General features: G+C 60.3%; 16 protein-coding genes. 3 read left to right on the top strand and 13 right to left on the bottom strand.

Features of this window, described 5'->3' with window-relative positions; all coding sequences use genetic code 11:
* Window positions 1-68 precede the first annotated feature (68 nt).
* Both M5D89_RS12330 and M5D89_RS12325 read right to left on the bottom strand, forming a co-directional pair.
* The gene (locus M5D89_RS12330) at window positions 69-842 is read right to left on the bottom strand and encodes an ABC transporter ATP-binding protein (protein WP_248886094.1); all 774 of its coding nucleotides are present in this window, start codon (window positions 840-842) and stop codon (window positions 69-71) included.
* Complete coding sequence (locus tag M5D89_RS12325; protein WP_248886093.1) at window positions 839-1,966, bottom strand: MlaE family ABC transporter permease; 1,128 nt, start codon at window positions 1,964-1,966, stop codon at window positions 839-841. Before M5D89_RS12325 ends, M5D89_RS12330 begins: the two co-directional genes overlap by 4 nt.
* A 45-nt stretch (window positions 1,967-2,011) precedes the next feature.
* Between M5D89_RS12325 and M5D89_RS12320 the strand changes: the two genes are divergently transcribed.
* The gene (locus tag M5D89_RS12320; protein WP_248886092.1) at window positions 2,012-2,500 is read left to right on the top strand and encodes an LEA/WHy family protein; all 489 of its coding nucleotides are present in this window, start codon (window positions 2,012-2,014) and stop codon (window positions 2,498-2,500) included.
* Here the strand turns inward: M5D89_RS12320 and M5D89_RS12315 are convergent.
* The 11 genes from M5D89_RS12315 to groES all read right to left on the bottom strand — a co-directional run bounded on the left by M5D89_RS12315 (window position 2,409) and on the right by groES (window position 11,801).
* Entirely contained in the window at window positions 2,409-3,224 is an 816-nt protein-coding gene (locus M5D89_RS12315; protein WP_248886091.1) for an endonuclease/exonuclease/phosphatase family protein, read from the bottom strand. The genes M5D89_RS12320 and M5D89_RS12315 overlap by 92 nt on opposite strands.
* Window positions 3,214-3,543 (bottom strand): hypothetical protein, encoded by a 330-nt coding sequence (locus M5D89_RS12310; protein WP_248886090.1) that lies wholly within the window; start codon window positions 3,541-3,543, stop codon window positions 3,214-3,216. The genes M5D89_RS12315 and M5D89_RS12310 overlap by 11 nt, the downstream gene beginning before the upstream one ends.
* Window positions 3,519-4,283 carry a HesA/MoeB/ThiF family protein gene (locus M5D89_RS12305; protein ID WP_248886089.1) on the bottom strand — a complete coding sequence of 255 codons (765 nt, stop codon included), beginning with the start codon at window positions 4,281-4,283 and terminating at the stop codon, window positions 3,519-3,521. The genes M5D89_RS12310 and M5D89_RS12305 overlap by 25 nt, the downstream gene beginning before the upstream one ends.
* A complete protein-coding gene (locus M5D89_RS12300; protein WP_248886088.1) occupies window positions 4,273-4,713 on the bottom strand; it encodes a hypothetical protein in 441 nt (146 codons plus the stop codon). The genes M5D89_RS12305 and M5D89_RS12300 overlap by 11 nt, the downstream gene beginning before the upstream one ends.
* A gap of 80 nt (window positions 4,714-4,793) precedes the next feature.
* Entirely contained in the window at window positions 4,794-5,900 is a 1,107-nt protein-coding gene (locus M5D89_RS12295) for a lipocalin-like domain-containing protein (protein ID WP_248886087.1), read from the bottom strand.
* Complete coding sequence (locus M5D89_RS12290; protein ID WP_248886086.1) at window positions 5,890-8,385, bottom strand: ABC transporter permease; 2,496 nt, start codon at window positions 8,383-8,385, stop codon at window positions 5,890-5,892. The genes M5D89_RS12295 and M5D89_RS12290 overlap by 11 nt, the downstream gene beginning before the upstream one ends.
* On the bottom strand, window positions 8,382-9,050 hold the full coding sequence (locus tag M5D89_RS12285) for an ABC transporter ATP-binding protein (RefSeq protein WP_248886085.1): 669 nt from the start codon (window positions 9,048-9,050) through the stop codon (window positions 8,382-8,384). Before M5D89_RS12285 ends, M5D89_RS12290 begins: the two co-directional genes overlap by 4 nt.
* Window positions 9,051-9,132: 82 nt before the next feature.
* Window positions 9,133-9,471, bottom strand: a complete 339-nt coding sequence (locus M5D89_RS12280; protein ID WP_248886084.1) for a type II toxin-antitoxin system PemK/MazF family toxin — start codon at window positions 9,469-9,471, stop codon at window positions 9,133-9,135.
* Entirely contained in the window at window positions 9,461-9,691 is a 231-nt protein-coding gene (locus M5D89_RS12275; RefSeq protein WP_248886083.1) for an AbrB/MazE/SpoVT family DNA-binding domain-containing protein, read from the bottom strand. The genes M5D89_RS12280 and M5D89_RS12275 overlap by 11 nt, the downstream gene beginning before the upstream one ends.
* A 121-nt stretch (window positions 9,692-9,812) precedes the next feature.
* Window positions 9,813-11,462, bottom strand: a complete 1,650-nt coding sequence (gene groL / locus M5D89_RS12270) for a chaperonin GroEL (RefSeq protein WP_248886082.1) — start codon at window positions 11,460-11,462, stop codon at window positions 9,813-9,815.
* Between the two features lie 48 nt (window positions 11,463-11,510).
* Window positions 11,511-11,801 (bottom strand): co-chaperone GroES, encoded by a 291-nt coding sequence (groES, locus tag M5D89_RS12265; RefSeq protein ID WP_248886081.1) that lies wholly within the window; start codon window positions 11,799-11,801, stop codon window positions 11,511-11,513.
* A 236-nt stretch (window positions 11,802-12,037) separates the two neighbouring features.
* On the opposite strand from groES, the gene M5D89_RS12260 reads away from it, so the two are divergent.
* Window positions 12,038-12,814: a PilZ domain-containing protein gene (locus M5D89_RS12260; protein WP_248886080.1), complete on the top strand. Its 777-nt coding sequence runs from the start codon at window positions 12,038-12,040 to the stop codon at window positions 12,812-12,814.
* A 31-nt stretch (window positions 12,815-12,845) separates the two neighbouring features.
* Complete coding sequence (locus M5D89_RS12255; RefSeq protein WP_248886079.1) at window positions 12,846-14,102, top strand: type II secretion system F family protein; 1,257 nt, start codon at window positions 12,846-12,848, stop codon at window positions 14,100-14,102.
* Window positions 14,103-14,110: the final 8 nt, after the last annotated feature.

Here is a 14,110-nt window from a genome sequence, read left to right as displayed (position 1 = left end):
ACACTGGCCTGCATTGCAGTTGTGATGCAGAGGCTAGCATAATGCTGGTCAGTTTCGGCAAATCATTCCTACTTTGGCACGTCTTGCAGCAAATGCTCGCCACGCGTGCCATGGAAAAAGTCGCGTACGTAGGGATCGTCCACTTGCGCGACTTCCTGCAACGGGCCGATGCTGAGTACCTTGCCGCCGGAGAGCACCGCAACGCGATTGGCGGTGGCGGCAATGCTCTCCAGATCATGACTGATCATCACCACGGTCAAGCCAATGTCTGCCTGGATCTGGCGTAACAACTGATCAAAGTCGGCAGCGGCAATGGGATCGAGCCCGGAGGTAGGTTCATCCAAAAACAGGATCTCCGCGTCCAGAGCCAAGGCACGGGCCAGGGCAACGCGCTTGACCATGCCGCCCGACAGCTCCGCCGGCAGTTTATCGGCGTCCTCGGGCTGCAGACCGACCATGTTCAATTTCAGCGCCACCAGGGCACAGATGTCTTCCTTACGAAAACCGCCCCACTCCCGCAGCGGGAAGGCAATGTTCTCGAATACCGTCAGGGCGCTGAACAGGGCACCCAACTGAAACAAGACCCCCCAGCGCTGCCGCAGGGCGCGTCCGGCCCTGCCATCCAACTGCTGGAGGGACTGGCCAAGGACCTCGATCCTGCCCTCGGCAATGGGATTGAGGCCAATGATACTGCGCAGCAGCGTGGTCTTGCCGCTGCCGCTGCCGCCGACAATGGCGAGAATCTCGCCCGCCCGTACCTCCAGATCCAGGTGACGATGAATCCAGCGGCTACCAAAGCGGGTGCCCAACTCGTGACAGCGGATAACGATCTCGTCGCTCATGCGGGAGCCAGGCCAACATCGGCAAACAGAATAGCGAGAATGGCATCGATGACGATGACCAGAGTAATCGACAAGACTACGGAGTTGGTGGTTTCTCGACTCAAGCTATTGGTGTTGGGCTGCACGCGCAGGCCGTGGTAGCCGCTCACCCAGGCGATCAAGATACCGTAGAGCACGCCCTTGACGACCCCCAGCCAGAAATTGAAGGAGGGTACCATCACCGGCAGCTCGCGCAGAAAAAAATCGGGGCTGATATTGAGGCTGAAATTGGAGACCAGGAGCGCGCCAAAGATCCCCACCAGATCCGTCCAGATCACCAGCAAGGGCATGGTGATCGCGAGGGCAATCACCTTGGGTAGGATCAGCCGCTGCACTGGGGACACCCCAAAGGTCTGCAGGGCATCGAGTTCCTGGGTCACGCGCATCGCGCCGATCTGTGCGGTGAAAGCCGATCCCGAGCGCCCGGCAATGATGATGGCGGCAATCATTGGGCCAAACTCGCGCAGAATGCTGATGCCAGCAATGCTGATCACATAAATGTTGGCCCCATAACTGGCCAGGGTGGGTGCCGACTGGTAGGTGATGACGATACCAATCAAAAAGCCGATGAGAGAAAGAATCGGCAGGGAATCCGGGCCGGTCCTGACGATGGTTGCAGAAATCTCTTTCCAGGGAAAATGGGCCGGGCGCGCAAGGGCATAGAAAAACTCCTGCAGGAGATTGCCCCAGAGCAGGAAGAGCCCCCATAAATCCTGCAAAACAGCTACGATATGCCGCCCAAGTTGGTCGAGGACGGCGAAAAGTCCAGGAACACGGTGCTTGGGCTGCAGGGGCTGGATGTGCGCCAGTCGTTCGAACAAAGGGCGATGCTGCGCGCGCAGTTGCAGCTGCTCGGGGAAATGCCGTCCCCAGCAGCGCCAGAGCAAAAGCGCCCCGAGGTTATCGAGTTTGTCGACCTGCTCCAGGTTCCAGTCTTTGCCGGCACCCAGCCGCGCCAGCTCCTCTTGCACCCGTGTCAGTCGGCCCGAAAGCTGGAGCAGCGTCCAGGCGCCTTGCAGGTACAGCGTATCATTATCGAGATGCCAGCTTGCGGTGCTTGCTTTTTCTGGGCTGGCGCTGCTCATGTCCTGGGCTATACTCGCAAATCATTGGGCTGCGGATCATTATGCATGCTGCACAGGCTTTCCCCAAATCTGCGTCGTCTTTTACTGTCGCTGACTCTGATGCTGAGTCTCTCGGCCTGCGCGACAGCGCAGCAGCGCCCGCAAGTGACCCTGCAAAATTTGCAGATTCAACATTTGAATCTATTTTCGCAAACCTTTCTGGTGCGTCTGCTGGTGAGCAATCCCAACGCGTCTGCCTTGGCCTTTCGTGCCGGAGAGCTGCGCCTCCTGGTTGATAGACAGCAGATCGCTCAGGGGCTCCTCAGCCAGCCGCTGCAGATCCCGCCATATGCCAGCAAGGAGGTCAGTGTCCCAGTGCATGCCAATTTGTTTGCCAGCGCAACGCACTGGTCGCAGTGGTCGGCGCAGGGAAGCATCCCCTACGAGCTGCAAGGATATCTGCTTACCGATACCCTGGTGCCGATACGGGTTCCGATTCGCGTACGTGGGGTGTTGCATTTGCCGAGTCTTCCCGCCACTGCAGGCGCGCCATGAGGGGAAGATGGTCGGCGCGTTGTTCGGCGCAGGTCCACACCGATTGAAAGCGCAGTTCCTCACTAATCAAGATATGATCGAAATGCCACTGTGGCGACCAGCTGGGAAAGGTGGCTGGTTGCGTGTCGGGGGATTGCAGGCCGCCCTCATCGTGCAGCAAGCGCATTTCGCTTGAGGCCCGCCCACAGTTCAGATCACCAAGCAGAATGGTGGGTGTGCTGCTGCGCAGAAAGGGCAGGAGCTGACGGACCTGGCGGAGGCGGCCGGGTTTGGTTAGGGCGAGGTGGGTGATCAGCACCTGCAGTGGCTTCCCCCCGACCTCTATGCGCGCACGCAATACGCCGCGCCCCTTGAGGGTACCCTGGAAGGCGTGCCGCTCCACCTCTTGGATGGGCCAGCGCGAGAGCAGACTATTGCTGTGCTGAGCAATGTCTCCCCAGTCGCGCGTGCGCTGCTGGGTCCAATAGGGCAGACCACTGCGCTCGGCCAAAAACGCTGCCTGATTGAGATATCGGCTGCGAAAGGAACCTGCATCCACTTCATTTAAGCCGACGATATCCATGCCGCTCACACTGGCGGCGATTACTTCCAGATTGCGCAGACTCTGTTGATGCGGAAGCAAATAGCGCCAGCTATGGGACAGCACATGATGCTGACGCTGAGAACCGATGCCGACCTGGGCATTTTGGGTGGCAACCAAAAAGCTGTGCTGCTCAGTCACCATGGATGGCTAAATCCCAGGGTTTGCCTTCCTGATCCTCGACGGCCAGGGTGAGCACGCCCTTTTCTGCCTCCGCCATGCGAAATCGCCAGAGCGCCGTGCCCACTGGTTCCGATATCCGGCCAAAACGAGCAAAGGGCCGCTCCTGCGTTGCCTGCAGGCTTCGCTGTAGCGTGGGCCAGTCGCTGTCGCTGCCCAAGTACAGGGAATATTGATTCCCGCTCTGCGCAACCCAGCCGTCCCCTTTGCCGGATTGCAGCGCAGTGAGGAGCGCCTGCGCCAAGGTTCGGGAAATCGTCAGGCTTGGGCGCAGCTCGGGCATTGCGGATCCTTGTGTAGTGTAATGGTGCGGAAGTGCAGATCCAGGGCGTCTACCAGCAACAGCTTGCCAGACAGTGGGGACGCTTGGCCGACGAGCAGACGGATCGCCTCCAGTGCCTGCAGGCTGCCGAGCATGCCGGTCAGGGCGCCCATCACCCCCAGCGTGGCGCAGCGATCTTCTTCCTCCTCACTGCTCCCTTCCGGATACAGGCAGGCATAGCAGGGGGCGTTGGGTGAACGAAAATCAAAAACCGCCAGTTGCCCGCTCCAGCGAATGGCGGCGGCGCTGACCAGCGGCGTGCTGCGCTGCCAGCAGGCCCGATTCACCGCATGGCGGGTAGGGAAGTTGTCACTACAATCGAGCACCAGGTCATAGTCCGGCAGATGGTGGCGCAGGAATTCCGTAGTCGCCGCCTGCGCATAGGTCTGGATCTGCACACCCTGGTTGCTTGCCCGCAGATGCTGGGCGGCGGCCTCGACCTTCGCGGTCTCGATATCGGCCTCCGTAAAGAGAATCTGTCGCGGTAGATTGCTGAGGGACACGGTATCGGGGTCACATAGGCCCAGGGTGCCAATTCCCGCACCCGCGAGATAGAGGGCAGCAGGGCAACCGAGTCCTCCCATGCCAACGATCAATACTCGCGCCGCAGCCAGCCGCTGCTGACCGGCAAGGTCGATCTCCGGCAGTAGGATCTGTCGGGCATAGCGCAATAGCGCCGCATCGTCCAGCTCAGGACTCATTGTAGAAGTCATAGTCGATACGATTATCGCTGACGTCCATGCCCGGTTTTGCCACCAAGCTGCCACCCTCCCGGCGCAGGTAGAAGTGATAACGCTCGCGAATGCAGTCCATCATCCACAGCAGCTCGCTTGGGTGTCCAGGACCTTTGCCTTGCACGAGATGACGCAGATACATGCCATCCTCGTCCACTTTGATGAAGAGGGGCACGGGGAGATCCAGTGGCAGGACTTGGCGATGCACGACCCAATCCATGGGAGAGAGGGGGCTGCTCGGCGCGATGCGAATGTCGACGCGGAAGTGGCCGCCGCCCCCCGGCTGTTTCAACAGTTCACTGAAGTAGCCCTCGGGAAAACCCGCGTGGACGATGATGCTGCGCCGGGCAAAGCGGGTGAAAAAACGTTCCAGGAGAGAATCAGAATTGGCTGGCATAGGGAAATGGTAGTGCAGCGCGGGCAAAAGTGCATCCCCCGCCCAACTACGCAGGGTCTATTACACTAACGCAACTTTCTCTACTGCAATCCCATCTGCAGACGACCACCATAGCCTGTCAGTTCCAGATAACCTGTCCCGATCTGTTTCCCTTGGGCTAGCGCATGGACGGCACCCTCCCAGTACACGCTGCCAGTGCTGCGCGTAGCAATGAATTCTTGGTTATTCATCAAGGGCTCGAGATCGAAGTGTAGGCCGGGAATTTGCACCTGCCAGGCTACAGGATAGCGGTTGCCAGTCTGAGGTGACTGCCAGAAGCGCAAGGGATGGAGCTGGATCTGGCCAGGACGGAGATATTGCACGGTTCCATCTGCGTGGCGCCAGGTTCCCGCCAGCCATAATGCCTTGCCATCCGCTTTGCGCATCTGGAACAGCATCAGGGCCGCACCGTGGGCCAGGTTGATGCCCATCCAATCCCAGCCGACTGCCTTCTTCGGCAGGTATGCCGCGGACCACTCATGATCGAGCCAGGCCGTGCCCTGGACGGATTCCGTTTCATGTTCAATGCGCAGCGAACCGTCCACCGCGAGTTGCGGGATGCTGTAATAATAACTGGCGTTTTGTGGATCGGGCCCCTTCTGACTCACCCCCTCTGGCCCCTCCAGCAAGGGCGGTTGCGTGAGATGAAAGTGCAGATCATAGGCAATCTGACGGCCATCGATCCGCGCCAGAATCTCTTTGCCCTTCTGGCGCAAAGACCAGTGCTCGATCCAGACATCGGTGCGATCTTTGTCAGCTCCGGCAAGCCCCAAACCGCCGCGGGCGATGCGTTGTGCAGTCAACAGATGGCCAATACGGGGGTCGCTGATGGCCGCTTGGGCAAAATAGATTTGCCGGGGATTGAAGGCACTGGGGTTATCCCAGACCGTCGGCGGACGCAGACGAAAAAAGGTGATCTGAAAACCAAGTTGCTGGCCACTCTTGCTGTGTAAATGGCCGGTGATGTACCACCACTCCAGGGGGAAGAGCGAATGGCTGCCATAGGCATTGGGAAAATGCAGCGGGTCGCTCGGGCTGACGCGAACTTGTGGGGTAGGTAGCTGCGGCAGTTGCGCCGGCGCTGGCGCAGCCAGCGCCACCCAGGGCAGGGCCAGGATGCAAAGCGGCAGGAGCCTTTTACTCGTCATGTAACAGTTCCGTTTGTTGGCCCATCACCTTGCGCGCCGACCACAGCATGGTGAAGGTGCTGGCCAGAAGCAGGGCCGCTGCCATGATGGTGAGCTGCACACAGGGCAAATGGAAACCCATCTGCCAGTGAAAGGAGAGGGGATTCACCCGCTCAATTAGGATGAGGCTGATCAGCAGACCGAGGCCCGAGCCCAGCACGATCCCAAACAGGGAGAGGAGGATCCCCTCACCCAACAACAAACGCAAGACGTCGCGCCGCCGCAAGCCCAGGCAGCGCAGCAGGGCAAATTCCTGCCGTCGCAACAGGGTCTGCGCACCAAAGCCATTGCTTACCCCCAGTAGGCCAATGACGATAGCGACCGCCTCCAGGGCATAGGTAGCGGCGAAGCTCTGGTCAAAGATCTGCAGACTCCGCTGCAGGATTTCTCCTGGGGTAGCAATTTGCCAGTGCGAGCTGGTTGGATATTGTTGCCGCAGCTCTGCAAGTACGCTGTCGAGTTTTGCCCCAGGTGCCAACCAGAGGGCAACACCATTGATTCTGGAATCGCCTGTCCAGCGCCGATAGGTGTCGATGGGAACGGAAATCGCCCCCTCCTGGTAGGCATAATCGCGGTAAATGCCGGCGATGCGCACGTGCTCGCCGTGTGGGCCGATGGGCAGAGTAACAACCTGCCCAGCCCGCCAGTGGCTCAAGCCCGCCAGAATCTCAGAAATCCAGATCGGCGGCGGACCCTGCGGGTCGGCAGGTGCCGAGCGCAGGATTTGCAGGGTGCGTCCGGGATGCTGAGGGTCCATGCCGCGGGCTAGCAGGGTGACGGGCGGTCGCTGGGGTAGTAGGGCAAGCTCTGTCTGGCGCAGGCGGGAGCAGCGCTCAACCCCCGGTAAGTGGCAAAGCTGTGCTCCAGACCCCGCCGGAAGCCATTCCTGTTTGCTGGCGCCTGCCTGCACATAGATATCGGCGCGGAGAATATCGCGCAGCCAGTCGGCCACAGAGTCGCGAAAGGAGCCCACCATCACCGCCATCGCCACGACCAGGCTAAAGGCCACCACAATGGCAGCCAGGCTGCGGCTGGCGCGGCCTGGATTGCCGCGCAGCTGTTCGGCCACCAGTCGCAGCAGGACCGTTTGCGGCAGAGGTAGGAGCCGGGAGAGGAGGGCAAGCAGGCCTGGTAACAAGAACAGTGTGGCAATCAGCAGTACGGCGATGGCGCTATAGGCGGCATAGGGAATGCCGCCCCAGGCCGGCAGCAGGGCGGCAATCCCGGCCACGATCAACAAGAGCAGGGCGATGCCGAGATGCCCCGACGCGATCTCCTCCTCACTGCCGTTGCCCAGAATCCGTACTATAGGCAAATGGCGACCGCTCCAGGCTGGCCAGAAGGCGCCGAAGAGGGCAGCGCCCAGGCCGGCCAGGGCAAAGCTCGCCCAGAGCCCCGGATAGGCGTGCAAAACCGAGTTAGCGCCAGAGAAATAGCCCGCCCCCAGATTCCCTCCCATTTTGGCCAAGGCAAGCTGCGCCACGAAGATGCCCAAGGGCACCCCGAGCAGCGCGCCGGGGAGCCCCAGGACTAATCCCTGCAATTGGCTGGCGAGGATCATTTCCCGCTCGCGCAGGCCGAGAACACGCAGGATGGCTAGGCTGCGACGCTGGCGGATCGCGGTGAAGGCGAGGGTGGTGTAGACCAAAAATGCGCCCGTAAACAGGGCGACCAAGGACAGCACCAGCAGGTTGACCCGGTAGGCCAGGGACGCACGCGCTGTCACCGATCCCGCATCTTTGGGCGTGCGCAGAACGGCCCCAGGCGGAAGTTGCTTCTGCCAATGGCGTTGGAATTGCGCGAGGTCGGTGCCCGGCGTCAGGCGCAGTGCAATCTGCGACAAGCGACCCTCCTCCCCCCACAACCACTGTGCGGTGGCAATGTCGGTAATGGCTACAGGCTGTCCGGGCTCTGGATCGGGGATGCTGCCGATGATCGTGAAGCTGCGCGGTACCCCCGCTACCCGCAGGCGAAGCTGCTTGCCGGGCTGGGTATGAAGCGCGGCCAGGGCGCTGTCATCCAAAACCAGATGTAACGGGTTGAAGAGGGAAAAGGGGTTGCGCAGATTGAGGGGTACCAGTGGCTGGCCCAGGGCGAGACTGCGAAAGGCATCGATGCCCCAGACCGGCAACGGCTTCCCGGAGTCTGTCGTTGCCAAGACCCGCAGCTCAGGTGCTGCCACCGCCACCCCGGGCGCCAGCGCCAGGCGAGGATACCAGTCTTGCGGCAGGCTGGTGCCGGGGCGTGTCAGCAGCAAGTCCGCTTGCCCTGCCACACGGCGTAAGCCGGATGAGACATTATCGACGGCCTGCACATTGATCAGGGCAATCGCCAGACCCAAGGCCACGCCCAAGGCCACCCCGATTATCGCCAGGAGCGAGGCCCCGGGATGGGCGCGTAGCGGCAGCCAGACGGCAGCCCGCCAAGGAATCCGCCAGAAACTCACGCCGCGTGCAGTCCGTCGCGCCGCATTTCTAGGCGCCGCTGCGCGATGCTTGCGGCCTCTGCAGAATGGGTCACCATCAGCACTGCCGCTCCCGCCGCTGTCGCCAATTGCCCCAGCAGGGCGAGCACATCCCCGGCCCGCTCCGGGTCCAGACTGCCCGTTGGCTCGTCCGCCAATACCAGGGCTGGACGATGGATCAACGCCCGCGCCACCGCCACCCGCTGTTGCTCGCCCCCGGATAATTCGCGCGGCAAGGCGTGGAGGCGCTGGACGATTCCGAGCTGCTCGGCCAGATCCTGAATCCGATCCTGCAATTCGCGTCGGGGCAGGGCGTTCAGACGCCAGGGCAGGGCGATGTTTTCCCGTGCCGAGAGCTGTGGCAATAAATGAAAGGATTGAAAGACGAAACCGATTTGTTGCCGCCGTAGCAGCGTGCGGGCGTCGTCATTGAGGGCATCGACATCCTGTCCGCAGAGATGCACCGCACCGGCATCCTTGCGTTCCAAGCCGGCAATGATATGCAATAACGTACTCTTGCCCAACCCACTTTCACCGCGTAGCGCAACGAAATCGCCCGCCTGCAGTTCCAGCGAAACGTTCTCGAAGAGCCAGCGCTCCGGCGCGTCCGGTTGACGCTTGCCCACCCCGCGCAGGCTCAGACTCATACCACTGCAGACCTTAAGAACATGAGCTCACCCTACGGCCTTTTGCTGCAATACGCAAAACGAGTTCTGCTGGATGCCTTCGCTACAGCTGGAATAGCTGCCGGAGGCGGTCATTGATTGCATGCGCGTCAACGTCTGTCAGAAATCCCAACGCGCCACGCACCAGGCGATGGTCCAAGGTGAACAGTTTGCAGCGGATCACCGAGGGAGCGGAGAGACCGGCGCTGTCCAAATCGGTGATGGGACAGTCCAGTGGCCATGCGGAATTTTTCGCGGAGGTGATCATGGCCAGTACGGAATGTCCGGCGGGGCGATTGAAGACCTCTGCGCTGGAAAGCACCAATGCAGGCCGGTTTTTCGTCGCGTTTTGGTCCGTGAAGGGGAATGGGACGCGCAGTATGCGGAATTGTTCAAAGGTCACGGTAGGCCTCTTCGTCTGCCTCTCCAGCCCATTCGGACAGCGTCCCTTCCAGGGCACGCAGGTATTCAATATCCAGGGGTTGCACTCGGCGTACGATGGCGCTGCCATCAGCCGCTACCTCCCACGCCACCAGATCGCCCGGCGCTACCTGCAAAGCGACTCGCACCGCGCGGGGAATGGTGGTTTGCCCTTTTGCGGTGATCTTGGCTATCGCTACCATTGTATCCTCCAGTAAGGAATCATTACTTCCTTACGCCAAGTCTAGCAGCTTCGATCCCAGTACGAAAAACGGGCCAGCCCCGCAGGGCCGGCCCGTTCCTATACCGCTAAGGCGGGGAGACTTAGAAGTCGCCCATGCCCCCCATGCCGCCCATACCACTCATGTCCGGGGCGCCGCCTGCCTTGTCTTCCTTCTTCGGCAGTTCGGTGACCATGGCTTCGGTGGTGATCATCAGGCCGCCGACACTGGAGGCCTTCTGCAGGGCCGTACGGGTGACCTTGGTGGGGTCAATGACGCCCATCTCGAACATGTCACCGTAATCGTCCGTGGCCGCGTTGTAGCCGTAGCCGTCCTTGCCCTCGAGAACCTTGTTCAGCACCACGCTGCCTTCGCCACCGGCGTTGGCGACGATCTGGCGCATGGGCTCCTCGATGGCACGACGGATGATGGCCACACCCATCTCCTGGTCGTGGTTGTCGGTCTTGACCTTGTCCAGCACCTTGCGGGCACGGACCAGGGCCACACCGCCACCGGGGACGATGCCTTCTTCCACCGCCGCACGGGTTGCATGCAGGGCGTCTTCGACACGAGCCTTCTTCTCCTTCATTTCGATTTCGGAGCCAGCACCGACCTTGATCACCGCAACACCGCCCGCCAGCTTGGCAACGCGCTCCTGCAGCTTCTCACGATCATAGTCGGAAGTGGCCTCTTCCATCTGACGACGGATCTGCTCAACGCGAGCCTTGATTTCCTTCTGCTGACCAGCGCCGTCGATGATGGTGGTGTTTTCCTTGCTGATCACCACCTTCTTCGCTTCGCCCAGGTCGCTCAAGCTAGCGCCTTCCAGCTTCATGCCCACTTCCTCGCTGATGACGCGGCCGCCGGTGAGAATGGCCATGTCTTCCAGCATCGCCTTGCGCCGGTCACCAAAGCCGGGGGCCTTGACCGCCGCGACCTTGATGATGCCGCGCATGGAGTTGACCACCAGGGTGGCCAGGGCCTCACCCTCGACGTCCTCGGAGATGATCAACAGCGGACGGCCACCTTTGGCCACGCCTTCCAGCACTGGCAGCATGTCGCGGATGTTGGAGATCTTCTTGTCGTGCAAGAGGATGTAGGGGTTCTCCAACTCGGCAACCATCTTGTCCTGATTGTTGACGAAGTAGGGGGAGATGTAGCCCCGGTCGAACTGCATGCCCTCGACCACGTCCAGCTCGTTCTCGAAGCCCGAGCCTTCTTCCACGGTGATCACGCCCTCGTTGCCGACCTTTTCCATGGCCTCGGCAATGATGTTGCCGATGGAGTCGTCGGAGTTGGCGGAGATGGTGCCCACCTGGGCCACTTCCTTCTGGGTCTTGCAGGGCTTGGACTGCTTCTTCAGGTCCTCGACCACGGCGATGACCGCCTTGTCGATGCCGCGCTTCAGGTCCATGGGGTTCATGCCGGCGATAACCGCCTTCACGCCTTCACGGATGATGGCCTGAGCCAGCACGGTAGCAGTGGTGGTGCCGTCACCGGCCTCGTCGGAGGCCTGGGAAGCGACTTCCTTCACCATCTGCGCGCCCATATTCTCGAACTTGTCGGCCAGCTCGATTTCCTTGGCTACGGACACGCCATCCTTGGTGATGGTGGGGGCGCCGAAGGACTTGTCCAGCACCACGTTGCGGCCCTTCGGGCCCAGGGTTACCTTGACCGAGTCGGCCAGGATGTTGACGCCGCGCAGCATCTTCTCGCGGGCATTTTCAGCAAAAGCTACTTGTTTGGCAGGCATGGAATCACCTCTTCAAAAGGAATGAGAAAGTTGTAGGGGACGGGTGGCTTACTTGTCGACCACTGCCATGATGTCGTCTTCGCGCATCACCAGCAGCTCCTCGCCTTCCACCTTGATTTCCGTACCGGCGTACTTGGCAAAGAGAACGCGGTCACCGGCCTTTACATCCAGGCCCCGTACCTTGCCGTCTTCCAGGATCTTGCCATTGCCCACGGCAACGACTTCGCCCTGTACCGGCTTTTCCTTGGCGGTATCGGGAATGATGATGCCGCCGGCGGTCTTCTGCTCTTCCTCCAGGCGACGGATGACCACGCGATCATGCAACGGACGCAGTTTCATAGAAGCTTTCCTCATCAAAGTTGGGCCAAAAATCAGAAACAACGAAGGCCAATGTGTTAGCACTCACCTTCGACGAGTGCTAATCATAGACATCTTGAATGGGCTGTCAAGGGCGCGTGCAAGATCCTGCTAATCTGCTACGCTACGCTGACCAGGCCCTCTACCGTGCCAAGATGCGCGCTTCGGTTTGCGGCTCGAACATTGGGCGGGCCTGCTCACCAAACCGGAGGAAGAAGATGAGCCCTGAAACAACGGATTTAACCCTCGACCACACGCCCCTGGTCTCCCTCTTGCCCCTACGCAAGGGCATGAACATTGCCGATTATCACCTTCTCCTGGTGGGAGAGTTCGATCGCAGCATGGTCGACTTTCTACCTGACAGCCTGTGCCAGACCAGCGGCGGCGGCGCGGTGATTTTTGCCGCTGACCCGCAGGACCCCGGGCACAGTTTTACCTTTCTTGGCTGTGATCAAAGCGGCCTGCTCTTGCGGCCGCAAAGTAGCGCAGTCTGGCGGGACTACCGCAAGGTACTAGTTTTTGTCGAAACCAGCGGCGGGATCTACTCGTTTTTCAGCGATCTGGAAGGTATCGACTCGCAGGGCATCTATCATTTTCGTCGACCTGCCTTGCTCTATCAGCGCAAGACGCGCTTGCGTCGGCGCCTCCATTTGGATGGTCAGATCGTCCTGCGCCGCCGCAACGGCGACTCCATTGCTGGCTCACTGCATGATCTAAGTCTGGACGGGGCCAGTTTTTTCCTCGCCAATTGCCCTTTGGATGCCGGTGAGGCGGCCTTGGTGGAGTTCGATGTGGTCGACTGCGGCCATTGCGAAACGGTAGTTACCACGGTGCGGCGGGAGGCCCGCTCGGCTACCCTGGGCGATCTGGTCGGAGTGCGCCTATTGCTCACCAAGGCGCAGAAAAAACAGGTAGAGCATCTATACCTGTGCCTGGAATATCCACAATTGCGGCACTGGAATCAGCACCTGGACAATCCAGGGGATGTGTACTAAGTAGGGAACAGGATGTAACAGGAGAAAGAGCATGGCGACCGCCCTGAAAGGTCAACAACGGCAAACGAAAGAGGTCAAGCTCGTCGACTTCGTCTGGGAAGCCAAGACCGCAGATGGGCGGAACCGGCAGAAGGGCGAGATGACCGCGGCCTCTGCCAATGTCGTCAAGGCCAGCCTGCGTCGTGCGGGGCTGACCCCCATAGTGGTCAAGAAAGCACCGCAGCCGCTACTGGGTGGCGAGGGCATCAAGGAAGCCAATCTGGTGGTTATGGTGCGGCAGCTCTCCACCATGATCAACGCTGGCGTGCCCATGGTGCAGTGCTTTGAGCTGCTGATCTCCGCCACTGCCCAACCGGGCATGCGCAAGATGCTGAAGGGAATTCTGCGCCACCTGAACGAAGGTGAATCGTTGTCCCAATCCCTGGCGCATTATCCCAAGTATTTCGATCGCCTCTTTGTGTCGCTGGTGGCGGCGGGCGAGCAGGGCGGTATCCTCGACACCATCCTGCTGCGTCTGGCGGACTATCGGGAAAAGACCCTGGCCCTAAACAAGAAGGTCAAGTCTGCCATGTTCTACCCCGCAGCCATCATTACCGTGATGATCGTGGTGGTGGTAATCTTGATGATCTTCGTCATTCCGGTGTTTGCCAACCTGTTCAAGAGCTTTGGTGCGACCCTGCCACTGCTGACGCAGGTGGTCATCAATATCTCCAACTGGATGAAAGGGCACTGGTATATCGTGGTTGTGGCCCCCATCGCTGCGGTATTTCTGTTTCGCTATGCCTATCGACGCAGTGATAAATTCAAGATTTTTGTCGATCGCTATGCCCTCAAGATCCCCGTCCTGGGCGACATTCTCCTGAAGGGCGCGGTGGCACGTTTCAACCGCACCTTATCGACCATGCAGGCCGCTGGCGTGCCGATTCTGGATGCCCTCGACACTCTGTCCCGCGTATCCGGCAATGCGATCATTGAAAAGAGTATCCTCAATGCCCGCGCCGATGTGGCTGCTGGTGGGCGCATCTCCACCAAGCTCAAGGAGGATGGTGTCTTCCCCCTGATGGCGACCCAGATGCTCGCCATTGGCGAAGAAACCGGCGCGGTAGAGACGATGTCCGGCAAAGTCGCGGACTTCTTTGAAAACGAAGTCAATGAGGCCGTCAATCGCCTTTCTACCCTCATGGAACCGATGATCATGGTGGTGCTGGGCATCATTGTCGGCACCCTGGTCGTCGCCATGTACCTGCCCATCTTCAAGATGGGCGCGGTGGTAACGCATGGCGGCTAGGCGCAGCA

Origin of the sequence: Acidithiobacillus acidisediminis, assembly GCF_023277115.1 — a bacterium.
Taxonomy (GTDB): Bacteria; Pseudomonadota; Gammaproteobacteria; order Acidithiobacillales; family Acidithiobacillaceae; genus Igneacidithiobacillus; species Igneacidithiobacillus acidisediminis.
Note: the sequence above shows the minus strand (reverse complement) of the source record. Positions and strands in the feature narration are given on the sequence as shown.

Coding starts and splice junctions, on each gene's coding strand:
- M5D89_RS12310 (WP_248886090.1), bottom strand. CDS start 3,543: ATGCCCGAGCTGCGCCCAAGCCTGACGATTTCCCGAACCTTGGCGCAG.
- M5D89_RS12285 (WP_248886085.1), bottom strand. CDS start 9,050: ATGAGTCTGAGCCTGCGCGGGGTGGGCAAGCGTCAACCGGACGCGCCG.
- M5D89_RS12260 (WP_248886080.1), top strand. CDS start 12,038: ATGAGCCCTGAAACAACGGATTTAACCCTCGACCACACGCCCCTGGTC.
- groES (WP_248886081.1), bottom strand. CDS start 11,801: ATGAAACTGCGTCCGTTGCATGATCGCGTGGTCATCCGTCGCCTGGAG.
- groL (WP_248886082.1), bottom strand. CDS start 11,462: ATGCCTGCCAAACAAGTAGCTTTTGCTGAAAATGCCCGCGAGAAGATG.
- M5D89_RS12305 (WP_248886089.1), bottom strand. CDS start 4,283: ATGAGTCCTGAGCTGGACGATGCGGCGCTATTGCGCTATGCCCGACAG.
- M5D89_RS12330 (WP_248886094.1), bottom strand. CDS start 842: ATGAGCGACGAGATCGTTATCCGCTGTCACGAGTTGGGCACCCGCTTT.
- M5D89_RS12320 (WP_248886092.1), top strand. CDS start 2,012: ATGCTGCACAGGCTTTCCCCAAATCTGCGTCGTCTTTTACTGTCGCTG.
- M5D89_RS12300 (WP_248886088.1), bottom strand. CDS start 4,713: ATGCCAGCCAATTCTGATTCTCTCCTGGAACGTTTTTTCACCCGCTTT.
- M5D89_RS12255 (WP_248886079.1), top strand. CDS start 12,846: ATGGCGACCGCCCTGAAAGGTCAACAACGGCAAACGAAAGAGGTCAAG.
- M5D89_RS12295 (WP_248886087.1), bottom strand. CDS start 5,900: ATGACGAGTAAAAGGCTCCTGCCGCTTTGCATCCTGGCCCTGCCCTGG.
- M5D89_RS12315 (WP_248886091.1), bottom strand. CDS start 3,224: ATGGTGACTGAGCAGCACAGCTTTTTGGTTGCCACCCAAAATGCCCAG.
- M5D89_RS12275 (WP_248886083.1), bottom strand. CDS start 9,691: ATGGTAGCGATAGCCAAGATCACCGCAAAAGGGCAAACCACCATTCCC.
- M5D89_RS12325 (WP_248886093.1), bottom strand. CDS start 1,966: ATGAGCAGCGCCAGCCCAGAAAAAGCAAGCACCGCAAGCTGGCATCTC.